The sequence below is a fragment of the Sphingomonas sp. genome (assembly GCF_036402235.1).
Taxonomy (GTDB): domain Bacteria; phylum Pseudomonadota; class Alphaproteobacteria; order Sphingomonadales; family Sphingomonadaceae; genus Sphingomonas.
Genome location: NZ_DASWTG010000080.1, coordinates 52383 through 66754 on the forward strand (window position 1 = coordinate 52383; position 14372 = coordinate 66754).

The window sequence follows — 14372 nt, forward strand, 5'->3', positions numbered from 1 at the left end:
GTTCAGGCCGAGGGGTCGGGCGAGATCGCCGGGTGCTGCAGCGTCGCTCCCTCGGCGTCGAACGCCGGCGCGGGGTTCGCGTCGTTTAGGTGCGTCACGACATATTTGCCCTGTGCCTGATCCCAGACGGCGAGCACGCGCTCGGACAGCTCGAGATAGATCGACACGTCGGCAGAGTCGCCGTCGAGGATTTCGGACTCGTAGCGGATCGGCTCCTGCGGCGCGCGTTCGAGCAGCTCCGGCTCTTCGCGGCTGATCCAGAGCAATAGCGGCAAGATGAGGTGGTCGATCTCGCCGGCATAATCCTGCACGACCAGGTTGAGCGTGTAGCGATACTGAAACGACAGGTTGCCGGTCGCGCGCGCGAGCACCCGGCCCTTATCGACGAACATCGACAGGATGTCGGGATTGTCCCGGATCGCGGGCACCTTCGCGAGGAGCAGCGCGCGCAGAGAGGCCGGCTTGTGCAGCATGGGTTATTGCACCTCGCGGGCGAGCGGGCACCAGCTGGGCAGCGCCATCTTCTGCGACGCGCGCACTTTGCACCGCAGGGCGATCAGGTCGTGCCGGAAGCTGCCGGCCACGTCGTAAAGCCCGAGCTGGCTTTCGAGCGCGCGCGCGCCATCCTGGCCACCGTCAGGGTTGCGGCTCGCCAGCGGCACCTTGCCCGGCTCCTGCAGATCCGCTTCCGGGATCCGCGCCATTGGCTGCGGCAGCGGCTCGATCGAGGAGGCGCATGCCGTCAGCATCAACGCAGACGTTGCGATAAACAGGCCGCTCAGTGACGGTGTGGCTTTCACGATAGATCTCCCGAACATTGTCCTGGCGCTGCGTCTCGGCCACCGCCACGCCGCCGCCGACCTGGTCGACGCGCTGCTCCCGTTGCTTGCGGTCGGCCTCGACTGCCTTGCGCGCCTCGGCCTGCTTGTCGCGCTCGATCGCGCGGCCGTCCGAGCGGCCATAGGCATAGGTGCCGGCGAGCAGCGCGGCCGCGACGATCGCGGCGATAAGGGCGAGCCAGGGCTTCATGCTTCGACCAGCGCGTAGGGCACAGTGACGACGCCGAGCTGCTTGGCGAGCTTGTCCACCGTCGCGATAAAGGCCGGCCATTGATCGGGATGGATGGTCTGGCACCCTTCCGACGAGGTCGTGTTGTAGCCGCCCTTGTGGATGTTGATCCCGAAATAGCCAGTGTCGTCATAGGGCGGATTGCCGTCGCGTGTGACGGTCACCGCCCCGCCGATCTGGATCAGCGCGCGATACTGGCCCTTGTGCAGGCCAAAGCGATGCGCGCGCCACAGCCCCGGCTTGAGCACGGCCATGCCCTTGCCTGCACCGGTGCCCGCGCCGTCACGGTAGCGCGAGGGATCCGTGTTGCCGTTCCAAGTGCTGAAATGGACGCCGGGCGCGACGATGCAGAGCGCGTCGTCATAGATGCCGCGATCATTGGCACCCGGCTTCCCCATCGTGTCGCGGTAGTAGCCGCGGATTCCGACCAGGAAGAGCTTGTCCGTCCCCTTGCCGGGCGCGAGGGGCAGCGCGGCGATCATAGCGAGCACCTGCGCCTCGGTCAGGCGCGGGCGAGCGGCAGGCTTCATGGTCACTTCTTCCTCCCGGTTGGACGGTCAGTTGCGGGTGCGGGCTTGAGCCGGATCGACTGCGAGGCCTGGCAGGCAGCGTGAAGCAGCTCAGCGGCGACGCGGACGCCATGGCTGGCGAGTGCCATTTCAGGGCTTTTCGACATCGATCGGCTTCCCGGTGATCTTGATCGCGAGCGCCATGAGCGAGGCCGACAGCGCCTTGTCGGTGGCGAGACGATCCTTGTCATAGGCGAGGCGCTGCTCATCCAGCTCGCGGCGCTCGGCGCGATCTTCCTTGCGCTGCTGAAGCAGGATCCAGCACATGATGCCGAAGGGGCCGGCATTGGCGAGCGCGGCGATCAGGGTGTTGGTGTCCATTTTCAATCCCAGAGGCTGACGACGTCGCGCGTGGCGGTCGCTTCGATTGCGGCGGGCGGCACGACCACGGCGGTGCCGAGGGGCAGGATCGGCCCGAGGCGCGCGAGACCGGGATTGGCGGCAAGCACGGCAGGCAAAGCAGCCGCGACGAGACCGCGCTCGCGAAACAGCAGCCCGTCGAGCGTGTCGCCCTGGCGTGCGTGGAGCTTGTCCGCCATCAGATCAGATCCACCACGGTGCGACCTTCGCCGCGCAGATCCCGCACGGCGTAGATCATGTCGCGGCGCAGCTCGCCGAGCGAGGCGTCGAGTTCATCGACCTGGCGCTGTCCCGCGCCGGTCAAGTCGATGTCACGATATCGCTCGACCAGCTCGACCTTCGTCGCGGCAGCGATGGCGGCCGCGTAGAGCTGCACGAACTGGCTCTTGCCGTCGATCATGTCGGCGGGGATCGCTGCCAGGCTTGCGCGGCCATCGGCGACGTGCATCGCCTTCCAGCTCTGCAGCTGGCGGTTGACGGTTATCATGGCGCGCACGATCGCGCCGCGCAGCCGATCGGGCGTGACGGCATCCCGCACGCGTACATCCTTGCGCAGATCCGCCGGCTCGACGTTCGGAAACCAGCCATCGTTGGTGACGACAGCCTCGGCCTGCGGCTCGGCGGGTGCCGTCGGCGTGCTGTCGAAGACGAAGTCGCTCATCGCATCAGCGTCCAGCCAACGGCGCAGGCCGTGGCGAAATAGATGGCGAAGCCGATCAGCAAGTTGGCGATCGAGGCTGCGAGCCAATGCCAGACCGGGCGACCGAACCAGGTGCCGCCGAGGCGCGGGACCGAAACGAAGATGCCGGCGATACCGATCGCGACCATCATCATGCCCGCCATCATCACCAGCGCGCCGAGGAGTCCGATGAAGAGGGCGAGCATTGCGGCAATCCTTGAGTTTCGGGGGTGGGGATCGGGTCACTGGCGGCCCTCAGGCCGAAGCCCCTCCCGCCATGCGCGATCCGCCCCCGACGCCGGGGGGCGAGCTGGTCAGCCGGTCTGCGCCGAGGTGTCCGGTGCAGGCAGCAATTTGGTGAGCTTCTTGATTCGGTCGTTGACGCCGACGCGCTGGTCGAGGCTGCGCGCGCGGCCGAACGTCTCGAGCGCGAGGCGGGCGAGCGGGGCGTTGATGCACGCGTCGCCGGCCTCGCTCAGCGCGCCGCGCATCTGCTCGACGCCGATCGCCTTCTTGAGCTTGGCGCGGATCTGGTCGTGCATGTCCGTTTGCGCGGTTAGCATGTCGATGCGCGCGAGGATGTCGAAGTCGAAGGCGGTGCCGGCTTGCTGGATCTTGATCGCGGCCGTGGCGACTTCCTCGACGATCAGCGCAGCGGCCGAGCGCTCGTAGCGGGCGGGCAGCGGGATACCGTGCTCGAGCACATGTTCGATCAGCGCCATCGCGCCGGCGAAGTCGCCAGTGTCGATCCGCCAGATCATGACGGTCGGCAGCACGTCTTCCTCGAGGCCGACGCCGGCCGCGACCAGACCATCGACCCAGGCGGCATATTCCGGCAGCATTTCGCGCTTGGCGTCGATCTTCTTCTCGATCGACTGGATGTCGCGCAGGCGGCGCAGATCGTGCTGCAGGCGCAGGTTGATCTGGGCGGTCGCGCGCTCCTGCGGCGTGCCGGGATCGTGATCGATGGGGACCGCGTGCCTGGCCTGGGCCGTCGCGGATGCCTGCGCGAGCGCGCGGTCCCGGTGCGCGCGGGCCAAGCTCGGCCGCGCGGTCGTTACCCCTCCCCGGGGCGCGGTATCTTGGGTGAGCCCGCTCGCCTCGACAGGAGCGGCCGCCATTTCGGACTTGGTTGCCAGGATGCGTTCCCGGTGCTTGCGAGCGAGGCTCATTGCGGATCCTTTTGGGGCGAGCGGGCTACAGGGGTGGCGTCAGCCGGCGATCAGGCCGGCTTCTTGCCCATGACGATATTCTCGACGAGCGCGCACAGGCCGTATTCCTCGACGACATAGGCCTCGTTGACGCTCTCGTAGTTTTCGACCTGGTCGAGCGCCGGCTCATCCTTGAGGTGCCGGCGACGCGTGTCTTCCTGCTCGTAGATCGAGAGGTTATCGAGCCGCGTGATCAGCAGCGCGCCAGCCGGGAAGCCGGGCACGCGGGCCGCGCGCAGGCCGCCGACCTTCTTGTCGGACAGCAGCACGTCGCGCGCGAGCTGCTCGGTCGCAGTGTCGCCGGCCTCGTTGACGATGTTGAAGTATTTGTCGTGCACCAGGTCGCGGCCGCAGATCACGACGAGTTCGGTGTCGTCGCGCTGCCATTCGTCGAGCAGCTCGACCGCATCCATCACGACCGCGTCGAGGTTGACGTAATCGACTTCGGCGGTGGCGGCGTTGTCCTCGGCCTCGTTATAGACCTCGCCCTTGCCGACATAGATCGCCTTCGTCGGGTTGGTGCTCAGCGCACCGTCGTTGAGCACGCGCTCCGGCGCGAAGGTGCGGATCTTGTAGAGCCAGCCCTTGTTGACGTCCTGGAGCAGCGGGTTCGCCGCGCGATCGGTCTGCGCGGCGACCGAAGTGCCGTGCCAGCCGATCAGGATGCGATCCATGCCCTGGCGCTTGAGGATGGCGTTGCGCACGAGCTGCTGGAACTCGGGGCGGTGGCGCCATGCGTCGAGCGTCGAATACTTGATCGCGGTGTCGAAGTTGGTCTTTTCGCAGCGGTAGCGGCCGCCGTCCGACGTGTCGGTCGCGGCAGTGGGCGTGCGGCGGTTGCCGGCTGCGGTGTTGGTGCGCCCCGCGATCGTGCGCGTGACGCCGACGCCGACCTTGTCGCCTTCCTGCTCGGGCACGACGACGAGGTTGATGCGGGTCAGGAAGTCGCTCTGCGACTGCTGAACCTCGACCAGCTTCTGCTGGACAACGGGGGCAACCGTGAATTGCTCGGTCGCGCTGGCGACGCCGTTGATCAGCGCGATCTGCGAGACATAGGCGGTGTAGAGGAGGCGGGTGGCGTTACGCATCGGGTGCTCCTGGGCAGCGAGTAAGTGGCGGGCGGTGGATCAGGGGGTGTCGGGGATCAGCAGTCGGTGAGGATGCTGGCACCGCCGCCGGTCGCGGGCGGGCGGTTGAAGCTGGTGTCGGGGGTCTTTTCGAGCTTCGCCTTCAGACCATCGACTTCGGTCTTCAGGGCGGCGAAGGCGTCGTTGGTCGGCTTGAGCGCGTCCGCGAGCTGCTTGCCCATCTCCTGGCCGATCGCGGTCGTGAAGGCGCCGACGTCGAAATTGTCGTTGGCGGGCTTTGCCGGCTCTTCCTGCTTCGGCTTCTCCGGCTCCTTCGAGAACATCGCCGCGACCTTGGCGAATCCGCCGGCGATGGCGTCGGCGATCGACGTGCTGTCAGCAGGCGCAGCGTCGAACTCGAGCGCGACCGATTCGGTGCCGAACGCGAACATCGAGCCGGGGGTCGTGCTCGAGAACTTGACCTTCTGGGTCGCGATCGAGGCGGGGTTGTCGGTGAAAGCGAGACCGACCAGACCGACCTTGCCGGTGCCGGCATAGCTGCCGGTGATCTCGACCGAGGGGAACGGCTTCTGATCGTCGGCGGCGAGCTTCACGAGCTGCTTGTTGCCTTCGACCTGGACGTAGAGCGCGCGGCGGGTCTCGGCCTTGCCGTCGATGGTGATCTCATCGTCCTGCGCCTTGACGGCGATCACGTCGCCATAGCCGTTGAACGGCGGCTCGGGGCTGTAGCCCGCGATATGTTCGATGTTGATGCGTGGCGAATAGGTCTCCGCGTTGAAGGTCGCGACGATCTCGTCGATCATCTCGGGCGTGATGACACGGCCGTCGCTGATCGTGTTGCCGGCGACGAAAGCGCGGAAGAACTTGCTCTTGGCCATGTTGCTGCGGTCCCTCAGGTCGGTTCGATGCTGGCGGCCGCGGCCGCGCTGACACCGGCGAAAGGGGACGAAGGGGGCGCGCTTCTCAAGCGAGCGGGCTTGTAGAGAGGCACTCTACAAGGGCGGCGGCTCAATGGCAGCGCGCGGGCGTGGCTAGGTTCCGGCCGCCATGCCGCCGATCGACGAACCCCTCCCTGCATCGACCATGCCGATTCCGGTCGATGCCCGCCGCCAGGCGCGCAGCCTATATTGGCGGGGTTGGGGCGTGACGCAGATCGCCGACGAGCTCGGCCTCAAGCGCCCGACCGTCCAGGCATGGAAGGATCGCGAGAAGTGGGATGATGCGCCGTCGATCGCGAAGATCGAGGATGCGCTCGAGTGCCGGCTCAACCTGCTGATCGCCAAGGAAGCGAAGACGGGTGGCGACTTCAAGGAGATCGACCTGCTGATGCGCCAGGTCGTCGCGACCGCGCGCGTGCGCCGATACGAAGCGCCGGGCGGGCACGAGGGCGACCTCAACGAGAAGGTCGGCAACCGCAACGCCGGCGAACGCAAGAAGGCGGCGGTCAACCACTTCACGACCGAGCAGGTCGAGCAGCTCGAGCAAATCTTCGAAGACGAGCTGTTCGGCTATCAGGAGGATTGGTGGGCGGCGAAGGATCAGCGCACGCGCATGATCCTCAAGTCGCGCCAGATCGGCGCGACCTGGTATTTCGCGCGCGAGGCGCTGCTCGACGCGCTGCGCGGGGGCGGCAACCAGATCTTCCTGTCGGCATCGAAGAACCAGGCGCATATCTTCCGCGGCTACATCATCCAGTTCGCGGCGAAGGTCGGCGTCAAGCTGCAGGGCGACCCGATCGTGCTCAGCGCCGAGACGCTGCCCGAGGGCGAGGATCAGCCGCAGCTCTACTTCCTTGGCACGAACGCGCGCACCGCGCAGGGCTATCACGGCAATTTCTACTTCGACGAGTTCTTCTGGACCTATGGGTTCGAGGAGCTGAACAAGGTCGCCAGCGCCATGGCGATGCACAAGCGCTGGCGCCGCACCTATTTCTCGACGCCCAGCTCGGTCGCGCACCAGGCGCACCCCTATTGGACCGGCGAGCGCCGCAACCGCCGCGTGAAAAAGGAAGATCGCGTCACGATCGATGTCAGCCATGCCCGGCTGCAGGCGGGCGAGCTGTGCGAGGACAAGATCTGGCGCCAGATCGTGACGATCGAAGACGCCGCCGCGCGCGGGTGCGACCTGTTCGACATCGACGAGCTGCGCGTCGAATATGCGCCCGACGAGTTCGCCAACCTGCTGATGTGCCAGTTCGTCGATGACAGCCTCTCGGCGTTCAAGTTCAACGAGCTGCAGCGCGCGACCGTCGATGCGATGGTCGATTGGCGCGACGTCGATCTGCTCGCGCCGCGCCCCGTCGGCAACCGCAATGTCTGGGCGGGCTATGATCCGCAGGAGAGCGAGGATGGCGATAACGCGGCGCTGGTGATCGCGCTGCCGCCCGAGGGACCGAACGGCAAGTTCCGGCTGCTTGAGCGGCATCAGCTGCGCGGCCTCGACTTCCAGGCGCAGGCCGAGTTCATCGTCGCGCGCCTCAAGCGCTACAACTGCACCTATCTTGGCATCGATGCCGGCGGGGTCGGCGCGGGCGTTTATCAGTGCCTGCAGCGCGAGGGCGTGCGCGGCCTGACGAAGATCGAATATTCGGTCGATGCCAAGGCACAGATGGTCATGAAGGCGCAGCACAGCTTTTCGCGCGGCCGCATCGAGTTCGACGGCGCGTGGATCGACGTCCAGTCGTCGTTCCTGTCGATAAAGAAGGCGCTCACCCGATCGGGCGCCGCGATCACGTTCAAGGCGACCCGCGACGCCGACACCGGCCATGCCGATCTGGCCTGGGCCGTCATGCACATCCTCATCAACGAACCACTCGACGGCAAGGCGCGGCCGAAGACGCGCATGGAGATTATCGATGGCGAAGCCGAAGCGAGCGACGCGGATGACGAAGGCGGATTCGGCGGTGGCCGCACATGGGGCGCTGGTCGAACAGAAGAGCGATGCTGGCGGGATGGCCTTCAGCTTCGGGGATCCGGAGCCGGTGCTCAACCGGCGCGAGCTGATCGACATGCTGGAATGCCCGCACAATGGCCGCTGGTACGAGCCGCCCATTCCCGTCGAGGGGCTGGCCCGCGCGTTCCGCGTGTCGCCGCACCACAGCTCGGCCATCTACCTCAAGCGCAACCTGCTCGCCGCATCGTTCGTGCCGTCGCCGCTGCTTAGCCGGGCGGCCTTCTCCGCGCTCGCACAGGATTATCTCGTCTTCGGATTCGCCTTCCTCGAGGAGCGGTACAACGTGCTGGGCCGCGCGCTGCGGTTCGAGCACAGCCTCGCCAAATATACGCGCCGCGGCGTCGAGCCGGGCCGCTTCTGGTTCGTGCCCGGCTTTGGCCGCGAGATCGAGTTTCCCCCGAACAGCGTGCACATGCTGCGCCAGCCCGACGTGAACCAGGAGATCTATGGCGTGCCGGAATATCTGAGCGCGCTGCAGTCGGCGCTGCTCAACGAGGCGGCGACGCTATTCCGGCGCCGCTACTATCTAAACGGCAGCCACGCCGGGTATATTCTCTATGCCACCGGCGACATCGACGCCGACGATACCGAGAAGATGCGCGAGGCGCTCAAGCGGTCCAAGGGGCCGGGCAACTTCAAGAACCTGTTTGTCCATGCGCCGAACGGCAAGGAAGGAAGCCTCAAGATCCTGCCGATCGCCGAGGTGGGGGCTAAGGATGAATTTCTCGGCATCAAGACGGCGACGCGCGACGACGTGCTCGCCGCCCACCGCGTGCCGCCCCAGCTGCTCGGTATCGTGCCGGCGCAGGGATCGACGCCGGGCAACCCCCTTCAGTCGATGGCCATGTTCACCGCTCTTGAGATCCAGGCGCTTCAGGCGCAGTTCGAAGCGATCAATGACCATACCGGCTACGAGCTGGTGACGTTCGACAACAGCAGGATCACGGTCGCGGAAGCGGCGTGAAGCGCCCCCGCCGGCCGCAAGGCCAGGCGGGGGTGAGCCGGGTGGCGGCCCGGATCACCGACGAGGATATTCTCGCCACGACAGATTGGCCAGTGCGGCCGTCCCGCTTCCCGGCATGCCGGGCGGGGATCCTAGAATAGCGAGAAATCCAACATGTCCAGTACCAGCGTAAAGCCAGTGGCACCCGCCGCCGGCTATATCGGCGGCAAGCGGAACCTTGCCGGCCGCGTCGTGCGCATCCTCGACCAGCTCGAGCACGATGCCTATGCCGAGCCCTTCGTCGGCATGGGCGGCATCTTCCTGCGCCGCCGGCGCCGCCCGCGCGCCGAGATCATCAACGATATCTCGGGCGACGTCGCGACGTTCTTCCGCGTGCTGCAGGAGCACTATCCCTACTTCATCGACATGCTGCGCTTTCGCGTGGCGAGCCGGGCCGAGTTCGAGCGGTTGAAGGCCATGCCGCCCGAGCGGCTTACCGACCTGCAGCGCGCGGCGCGATTCCTCTACCTGCAGCGCCTCGCATTCGGCGGGAAGGTCAATGGCCGGCACTTCGGCGTCGATGTCACCCAGGGCGCGCGGTTCAATGTCGCCAAGCTTGAGCCGATGCTCGCCGATATCCACGAGCGGCTTGCCGGCGTCGTGATCGAGCAGCTTGCCTATGGCGAATTCATCCGTCGCTATGATCGTCCCGGCACCCTGTTCTATCTCGATCCGCCCTATTGGGGATGCGAGACTGACTATGGCCAGGACGTGTTCGCGCGCGGCGACTTCGAAGCGCTGGCCGCGCAGCTTGCCGGCATCAAGGGGCGGTTCTTGCTCTCGATCAATGACACGCCGGGTGTGCGTGAGACCTTCGCGGCGTTCGCGTTCGACCAGGTCGATACGACCTACACGGTCGCCAAGGGCAAGGGATCAACGGCGCCCGAGCTGCTGATCCGCAACTTCTGACTATCTCCGCCGGGGGGCGGGATCTTCAGCGCGAGCCTGGCAGGCGGGGCACGCCGTGCTCATCCACCAGGTGCGGGAACGGATGCGGCTCGGTCACACCGAATTTGCCCCGCTCGTATGAATTGAAGAACGGATCGCTGGTTTCGCAGGTCATTCCTCGACCACCTGCTTGCTCACGACCACCAGCCCTCGCGCATCTCGAAATTGCTGCGGTATCGCCGACTCGGTTTGGAGGTCGAGGCCATCCATTTTGATCGGCTGAATATTCCCAACAACATGTACGTCGGGGCTTCGCGGAGCAGGGACTGGTCTCACAGAGTTCCACTCGATCAGCAAAGGCTCCCGTCCCCCATCGATCTCGACCGAGGCCGGATATAGCGTGACGACACCTCCGGGCCGCTGACGTTCAGCCTGCCTTTTGAAAACTAGCGGCTCACCGGTAATGTGCAGCTTGCCGCGATACTCACGCGGAACTGTGACTACGGGCTTAGCGCGCGATCCAATCAGCCGGACATCAAAACTACCATCGTCGATCAGCCTGCAGGATGGTGCGCCGGGAACTGACAGTGTGACATTACGCGATCCAGAGCTGGCGACGACGCGCTGTAGCTGCTCGAGAGCAATACGGACTTCTCGGTTTTGTACGGCTGCGTCTATGAGCTGCCGCTCTACCTTTGACGGCGCATCCGCCTTTTCCTGAGTTGCCGGTACTGCAAGACCAAGCAGCGTCGCGACAGCGGCCATCGCCGATACTGCGGCGGATATAATGGTGACGGTCTCGCCCCACCCTTTTGCCGGGCTAGTTTCGGATATGTACACGCCTGCATCAACAACGACCAAGTAATCGATCTTGATCGAGCCAGGAGAAATTGCCGCGAGGCGTAGAGGCGGTTGCCCCAAAATTTGCGACGCCCCGAGGATTTTGCCGACCACCATCCCGAGCGCGTTGGCCAGATCGGGTACGATCTGAGGGTCAAGATAGAGGCGTTCCCCTTCGGCAGGGTCGGCGAAGTGCACCGTGACTAGGCTGTTGCTCATGTTCCCCCTCATCGCGAACCTAGCCTGTCCAGTGGACGTCGCAAAGGGTCATCGCAGGCCGGCAATGACCGGCTAGTGCGTATGCACCATCTGTCCTGACCCGCACGCGGGCGCTTTTCCCCCCGCCGCGCCTGCCCGCTTTCTAGGTCGCTTTCGATGCGATGACACTCCCCTAGGGAGTTCCCTCGGACAAACGGCTCGCGATCGTGATGCGATCTGATGCACCTGCGCAGTGCTTCGACGCAGGCGTGATGCGCGAAGTTTTGAAGCGCATGTCGCCGCCCTGCCGGGGCCGGGTGCCGGGAAAACCCCAACATCCGCAACATTGGGCCGAAAATCGACCTAAGATACTGATATCAAGGCGATTTAAAATTGGCCTTTCGCCCCAATGCAACCCCAACCAACCCAACCATAAACCCCAATGTCATTGATATTATTATGTTTTTATTTCGAGAATTATTGGTTTGGTTTGCCATGATCTGGTTAGGGAGAGGTTGGCGCAAATGTTGGGGTAAAAACGGCTGAAATCCGCGAATGTTGGGGATGTTGGGGTTTTCCCGCGTGCTACTCTCTGCCCTACGGCGGGCCGTCTAACTTTATGTCGCTTTGCCGATCACGCGTCGCCGCCGCCGCAAATGAACGCAGCAGGAACATCCTTCGGGAATAGTTCGGGACATTCAGGCCCGCGCCAGTCCGCGCGTATCACCTTCGTTCCGCGAACGGCGCGTTGACCCGCCCGCAAAAGCCCGTAAAAGCGCCCTCATCCCCTCGCGGGGGCGCTTAGCTCAGTTGGTAGAGCATCTCGTTTACACCGAGAGGGTCGGCGGTTCGAGCCCGTCAGCGCCCACCATTCCCTCCCATGCCCCTCGCGGGTTCAGCTGGCGGTGAGCGTCGCCTTGCCGTTCGCGAGCTTGATCGTGATGTAGCTGTTGTCGCAAACATTGGCGCCGGCCCACACTTGGGTCGTGCCGTCCTCGAACGTCGCCTTGAGATCGTAACGGCACTGGCTTGCCGCCTTGTCGAAGCGGACCGTGGTCTTCCCGCCGACCTTGATCACCGGATCGCGCCGCGTTTCGGGATCGACCGTCTGCGGCTTGAAATCGGTGGTTCCGGCAGGGGCCAGCTCGATCGTCTTGATCGGCTTGCCCGAGCCGTTGGTGAGCATGAAATCCCAGTCTTCCGCCCATGCGGGCGCTGCCCCGACCATGACTGCCGCGAGTGCGATGACATATTTCATTGGTGCATTCCTCCCCTAAAGGAACGGGCAGGAGCATGCGCCTCTCCGGGGCGCTTCGCAAGCGTTGCCGGCGCGGGCGCCTAGAGCTGCCGGACGAGCTGGACGGCGCAGGCGATCCAGGGCGGATCGGCAACCACCTGTTGCCGGGCGCCGGGGCCAAGCGGAAGGATATTGAGTCGCCCGCCCTCCCCCTCATGCGCGATCAGCCGGCCGAACAGGAAGCGGCCTGCGGGGCGCGGAATCAGCACGTCGCGGTTGAGCGCCGAGGCGAAGGCGGCGGGCGCGAGCCGGCGGCACCAGACGACGTCGCCTGCGCGATAATCGCCGACTCCTCCGCTGACGGTGACGGCGACCAGATCGGGCTCGGCATGCGGGGGCGCGACCGTGGCCGGACGGCGCAGCGCCTGCGCGCCGCCGGCGTCGAGCGTGGCGGCGACGGCGAGGTCGGGCCGGCCGGGCAGCCGGACGAGATCGGCGGCGTCGACGTCGAGCGCGGCGGCGATGCGGTTGAGCCAGGCGACCGAGACGGTACGCGTGCCGGTCTCGAGCCGGCCGATCGTCTGCGCCGTGGTGGGCGGCACGCAGCGCTGCGCCACTTCCTCCAATGTGAGGCCCTTGGCGCGGCGGACTTCGCGGATGGCTGTGATCATTGCGCTTCCCGTATAACCGATGCGGTTAAATCACTTTCCTACAAGCATGACGATATGGCAAGACTGATTCGGCAATGACGGGAGGTGCGGATGCGCGAGCTGGTGGAGCGATCGATCGAGGACGGATACGTGATCCACAATGCGCCCGCGCGCAAGAGCGGGCGGCGGGTAACGGTGAACCTGGCCGAATCGCCGCTCGGCTGGCTGCGTGCGCGCGAACTGATCGATGCGCGCCAGTTCGAGGCGGGCGAGCGGCTGCGCGCGGATTACGAGATGGCGGCGCTGGGGCCGCGCGTGACGATGCGCTGGGACGCGGCACCCGCGGCGCGGCGGAGCGGGATGCCCTCGGCCGGTTCGGATCCGACGACTGCGCAGATCGGAGCCAAGCGGCGGTTCGATGCAGCGGTGGCCGCCGCGGGGCCGGGGCTCGCCGACATCGTGTGGCGGGTGATCTGCGCCGGAGAGGCGGTGCCGGTGGCGGAAAAGGCGCTGGGTTGGCCGGCGCGCGCCGGACGGCTGGTGCTGACGCTCGCGCTCGACCGGGTGGCGGACCATTACGGGCTGCGGTGACGCGCGGGCGTGCTCTCAGGCCGAAGGCGCGGACGGCGGGGCGAGCGTGGTGCCGAGAAAGCGGTTATAGACCCAGCCGATACCGATCAGCGCGAGGCCGAGGCCGAGGAAGGACAGGATGCGCAGCAGCCCGTCGAGCGCCGCGGCATCGATCAGGAAGACCTTGAGCGTCACCGCAGTGAGCAGGGCGAGGCCGGCGAGGCGCAGGTCGCGCGCGCCGCTGCGGATGCCGAGCGCGAGCCAGGCGATCGCGAGCAGGAGGAAGGCGGCGGAATAGCCGTAATTCTCGCCGGTCGTGATCGGGCCGGTGAGGAGCGCGCCATGCGCCGCCTGGCGCACCGCGGCGGCGGCAGCGGCAAAGGTCAGCCCCATGCCGAGATAACGCCAGAGCGGCGCGCGCGCGAAGCTCCAGCTCCACAGCGCGGCGAGCGCGAGGTGGATCGTGGCGCCGTTGAGGAGCGGGATGCTCCCCACCTGCTGCGGGACAAAGATCGGGTTGAGAATCAGCAGGTCGAACCAGAGGATGCGGATGAGGCCGAGGCCGAACAGAGCGAGGCCGAGCGCCGGGAGGCGGATGCGCCGGAAACTCAGCCAGCCGGCGGCGAGCAGCGCCTGGGTGATGAGCGCGCGCTCGGCAAAGCCGCGGGTGAGAAAGCGGGGCTCGTCGCCGATCGCGAGCGGGAGCTTCGCGAGATGGTAAAGCAGCATCAGGCCGACCGCGATGGCGCCGGTCAGCACGGCGGGGCGGAGGCGGCCGAACTGCGCGCGCCCGGCGAGCAGCAGCGCAGCGGCGGCGAGCGCCGGCAGCAGGTGGCGGAAGGCACCGGCAAGATCGGGGAGCCGGCTATAGGGCAGGTGCGCGCTGCTGGCGGAATCGGCGATCAGCGCGACGTAGCGCAGAACCGGCTCGATCCCGGCGAGCAGGATCGCGGCGAGCGCGAGCGCGGGCAGATGGCGCAGCTGCGGGTCGCCGGTGCGGCTTGCCCACCCGCCGAGCGCCACCGCGATGGCGGCGAAGGGCAGCGCGATCCAGGCGCC

20 protein-coding genes and 1 tRNA gene are annotated in these 14372 nt (G+C 66.3%); 5 read left to right on the forward strand and 16 right to left on the reverse strand.

The window, feature by feature from the left end; translation table 11 throughout:
• Positions 1 to 2 precede the first annotated feature (2 nt).
• The 11 genes from VGD28_RS16515 to VGD28_RS16565 all read right to left on the reverse strand — a co-directional run bounded on the left by VGD28_RS16515 (position 3) and on the right by VGD28_RS16565 (position 5853).
• On the reverse strand, positions 3 to 473 hold the full coding sequence (locus tag VGD28_RS16515) for a phage tail protein (protein ID WP_331029449.1): 471 nt from the start codon (positions 471 to 473) through the stop codon (positions 3 to 5).
• A gap of 3 nt (positions 474 to 476) precedes the next feature.
• On the reverse strand, positions 477 to 662 hold the full coding sequence (locus VGD28_RS16520) for a hypothetical protein (RefSeq protein ID WP_331029450.1): 186 nt from the start codon (positions 660 to 662) through the stop codon (positions 477 to 479).
• A complete protein-coding gene (locus tag VGD28_RS16525) occupies positions 637 to 1029 on the reverse strand; it encodes a hypothetical protein (protein ID WP_331029451.1) in 393 nt (130 codons plus the stop codon). The genes VGD28_RS16520 and VGD28_RS16525 overlap by 26 nt, the downstream gene beginning before the upstream one ends.
• Complete coding sequence (locus tag VGD28_RS16530) at positions 1026 to 1598, reverse strand: hypothetical protein (protein WP_331029452.1); 573 nt, start codon at positions 1596 to 1598, stop codon at positions 1026 to 1028. Before VGD28_RS16530 ends, VGD28_RS16525 begins: the two co-directional genes overlap by 4 nt.
• A 129-nt stretch (positions 1599 to 1727) precedes the next feature.
• Entirely contained in the window at positions 1728 to 1958 is a 231-nt protein-coding gene (locus tag VGD28_RS16535) for a hypothetical protein (RefSeq protein WP_331029453.1), read from the reverse strand.
• Between the two features lie 2 nt (positions 1959 to 1960).
• Positions 1961 to 2176 carry a tail protein X gene (locus tag VGD28_RS16540; RefSeq protein WP_331029454.1) on the reverse strand — a complete coding sequence of 72 codons (216 nt, stop codon included), beginning with the start codon at positions 2174 to 2176 and terminating at the stop codon, positions 1961 to 1963.
• Positions 2176 to 2658, reverse strand: a complete 483-nt coding sequence (locus VGD28_RS16545; RefSeq protein ID WP_331029455.1) for a head completion/stabilization protein — start codon at positions 2656 to 2658, stop codon at positions 2176 to 2178. Before VGD28_RS16545 ends, VGD28_RS16540 begins: the two co-directional genes overlap by 1 nt.
• Entirely contained in the window at positions 2655 to 2882 is a 228-nt protein-coding gene (locus tag VGD28_RS16550; RefSeq protein WP_331029456.1) for a hypothetical protein, read from the reverse strand. The genes VGD28_RS16545 and VGD28_RS16550 overlap by 4 nt, the downstream gene beginning before the upstream one ends.
• Before the next feature lie 108 nt (positions 2883 to 2990).
• On the reverse strand, positions 2991 to 3848 hold the full coding sequence (gpM, locus tag VGD28_RS16555; protein ID WP_331029457.1) for a phage terminase small subunit: 858 nt from the start codon (positions 3846 to 3848) through the stop codon (positions 2991 to 2993).
• Positions 3849 to 3898: 50 nt separating this feature from the next.
• The gene (locus tag VGD28_RS16560; RefSeq protein WP_331029458.1) at positions 3899 to 4975 is read right to left on the reverse strand and encodes a phage major capsid protein, P2 family; all 1077 of its coding nucleotides are present in this window, start codon (positions 4973 to 4975) and stop codon (positions 3899 to 3901) included.
• 56 nt (positions 4976 to 5031) lie between these two features.
• Positions 5032 to 5853 (reverse strand): GPO family capsid scaffolding protein, encoded by an 822-nt coding sequence (locus VGD28_RS16565; RefSeq protein WP_331029459.1) that lies wholly within the window; start codon positions 5851 to 5853, stop codon positions 5032 to 5034.
• A 169-nt stretch (positions 5854 to 6022) separates the two neighbouring features.
• On the opposite strand from VGD28_RS16565, the gene VGD28_RS16570 reads away from it, so the two are divergent.
• The 3 genes from VGD28_RS16570 to VGD28_RS16580 all read left to right on the forward strand — a co-directional run bounded on the left by VGD28_RS16570 (position 6023) and on the right by VGD28_RS16580 (position 9839).
• A complete protein-coding gene (locus tag VGD28_RS16570; protein WP_414714517.1) occupies positions 6023 to 8137 on the forward strand; it encodes a terminase large subunit domain-containing protein in 2115 nt (704 codons plus the stop codon).
• Positions 8058 to 8891: a phage portal protein gene (locus VGD28_RS16575; RefSeq protein ID WP_331029460.1), complete on the forward strand. Its 834-nt coding sequence runs from the start codon at positions 8058 to 8060 to the stop codon at positions 8889 to 8891. Before VGD28_RS16570 ends, VGD28_RS16575 begins: the two co-directional genes overlap by 80 nt.
• A 153-nt stretch (positions 8892 to 9044) precedes the next feature.
• Complete coding sequence (locus VGD28_RS16580; RefSeq protein WP_331029461.1) at positions 9045 to 9839, forward strand: DNA adenine methylase; 795 nt, start codon at positions 9045 to 9047, stop codon at positions 9837 to 9839.
• A gap of 25 nt (positions 9840 to 9864) precedes the next feature.
• On the opposite strand, the gene VGD28_RS16585 is transcribed toward VGD28_RS16580, so the two are convergent.
• Positions 9865 to 9993, reverse strand: a complete 129-nt coding sequence (locus VGD28_RS16585) for a hypothetical protein (protein ID WP_331029462.1) — start codon at positions 9991 to 9993, stop codon at positions 9865 to 9867.
• Positions 9990 to 10877 carry a hypothetical protein gene (locus tag VGD28_RS16590; RefSeq protein ID WP_331029463.1) on the reverse strand — a complete coding sequence of 296 codons (888 nt, stop codon included), beginning with the start codon at positions 10875 to 10877 and terminating at the stop codon, positions 9990 to 9992. Before VGD28_RS16590 ends, VGD28_RS16585 begins: the two co-directional genes overlap by 4 nt.
• Before the next feature lie 774 nt (positions 10878 to 11651).
• On the opposite strand from VGD28_RS16590, the gene VGD28_RS16595 reads away from it, so the two are divergent.
• Positions 11652 to 11727, forward strand: a tRNA-Val gene (locus VGD28_RS16595).
• Positions 11728 to 11751: 24 nt separating this feature from the next.
• Here VGD28_RS16595 and VGD28_RS16600 read toward each other — a convergent pair.
• Together VGD28_RS16600 and VGD28_RS16605 are read right to left on the reverse strand one after the other, a co-directional pair.
• Entirely contained in the window at positions 11752 to 12114 is a 363-nt protein-coding gene (locus VGD28_RS16600; RefSeq protein WP_331029464.1) for a hypothetical protein, read from the reverse strand.
• Between the two features lie 80 nt (positions 12115 to 12194).
• Positions 12195 to 12764: a helix-turn-helix transcriptional regulator gene (locus tag VGD28_RS16605; protein ID WP_331029465.1), complete on the reverse strand. Its 570-nt coding sequence runs from the start codon at positions 12762 to 12764 to the stop codon at positions 12195 to 12197.
• A 90-nt stretch (positions 12765 to 12854) separates the two neighbouring features.
• On the opposite strand from VGD28_RS16605, the gene VGD28_RS16610 reads away from it, so the two are divergent.
• Complete coding sequence (locus VGD28_RS16610) at positions 12855 to 13334, forward strand: DUF6456 domain-containing protein (protein WP_331029466.1); 480 nt, start codon at positions 12855 to 12857, stop codon at positions 13332 to 13334.
• Between the two features lie 15 nt (positions 13335 to 13349).
• On the opposite strand, the gene VGD28_RS16615 is transcribed toward VGD28_RS16610, so the two are convergent.
• Positions 13350 to 14372: DUF2339 domain-containing protein (locus tag VGD28_RS16615; RefSeq protein WP_331029467.1), on the reverse strand; the 1023-nt coding region annotated here is incomplete at its 5' end.

What these genes read in the sequence shown, in the direction of transcription:
- VGD28_RS16515 (WP_331029449.1), bottom strand. Translation starts at nt 473, where the DNA reads ATGCTGCACAAGCCGGCCTCTCTGCGCGCGCTGCTCCTCGCGAAGGTG.
- VGD28_RS16525 (WP_331029451.1), bottom strand. Translation starts at nt 1,029, where the DNA reads ATGAAGCCCTGGCTCGCCCTTATCGCCGCGATCGTCGCGGCCGCGCTG.
- VGD28_RS16530 (WP_331029452.1), bottom strand. Translation starts at nt 1,598, where the DNA reads ATGAAGCCTGCCGCTCGCCCGCGCCTGACCGAGGCGCAGGTGCTCGCT.
- VGD28_RS16535 (WP_331029453.1), bottom strand. Translation starts at nt 1,958, where the DNA reads ATGGACACCAACACCCTGATCGCCGCGCTCGCCAATGCCGGCCCCTTC.
- VGD28_RS16540 (WP_331029454.1), bottom strand. Translation starts at nt 2,176, where the DNA reads ATGGCGGACAAGCTCCACGCACGCCAGGGCGACACGCTCGACGGGCTG.
- VGD28_RS16545 (WP_331029455.1), bottom strand. Translation starts at nt 2,658, where the DNA reads ATGAGCGACTTCGTCTTCGACAGCACGCCGACGGCACCCGCCGAGCCG.
- VGD28_RS16550 (WP_331029456.1), bottom strand. Translation starts at nt 2,882, where the DNA reads ATGCTCGCCCTCTTCATCGGACTCCTCGGCGCGCTGGTGATGATGGCG.
- gpM (WP_331029457.1), bottom strand. Translation starts at nt 3,848, where the DNA reads ATGAGCCTCGCTCGCAAGCACCGGGAACGCATCCTGGCAACCAAGTCC.
- VGD28_RS16560 (WP_331029458.1), bottom strand. Translation starts at nt 4,975, where the DNA reads ATGCGTAACGCCACCCGCCTCCTCTACACCGCCTATGTCTCGCAGATC.
- VGD28_RS16565 (WP_331029459.1), bottom strand. Translation starts at nt 5,853, where the DNA reads ATGGCCAAGAGCAAGTTCTTCCGCGCTTTCGTCGCCGGCAACACGATC.
- VGD28_RS16570 (WP_414714517.1), top strand. Translation starts at nt 6,023, where the DNA reads ATGCCGCCGATCGACGAACCCCTCCCTGCATCGACCATGCCGATTCCG.
- VGD28_RS16580 (WP_331029461.1), top strand. Translation starts at nt 9,045, where the DNA reads ATGTCCAGTACCAGCGTAAAGCCAGTGGCACCCGCCGCCGGCTATATC.
- VGD28_RS16585 (WP_331029462.1), bottom strand. Translation starts at nt 9,993, where the DNA reads ATGACCTGCGAAACCAGCGATCCGTTCTTCAATTCATACGAGCGGGGC.
- VGD28_RS16590 (WP_331029463.1), bottom strand. Translation starts at nt 10,877, where the DNA reads ATGAGCAACAGCCTAGTCACGGTGCACTTCGCCGACCCTGCCGAAGGG.
- VGD28_RS16600 (WP_331029464.1), bottom strand. Translation starts at nt 12,114, where the DNA reads ATGAAATATGTCATCGCACTCGCGGCAGTCATGGTCGGGGCAGCGCCC.
- VGD28_RS16605 (WP_331029465.1), bottom strand. Translation starts at nt 12,764, where the DNA reads ATGATCACAGCCATCCGCGAAGTCCGCCGCGCCAAGGGCCTCACATTG.
- VGD28_RS16610 (WP_331029466.1), top strand. Translation starts at nt 12,855, where the DNA reads ATGCGCGAGCTGGTGGAGCGATCGATCGAGGACGGATACGTGATCCAC.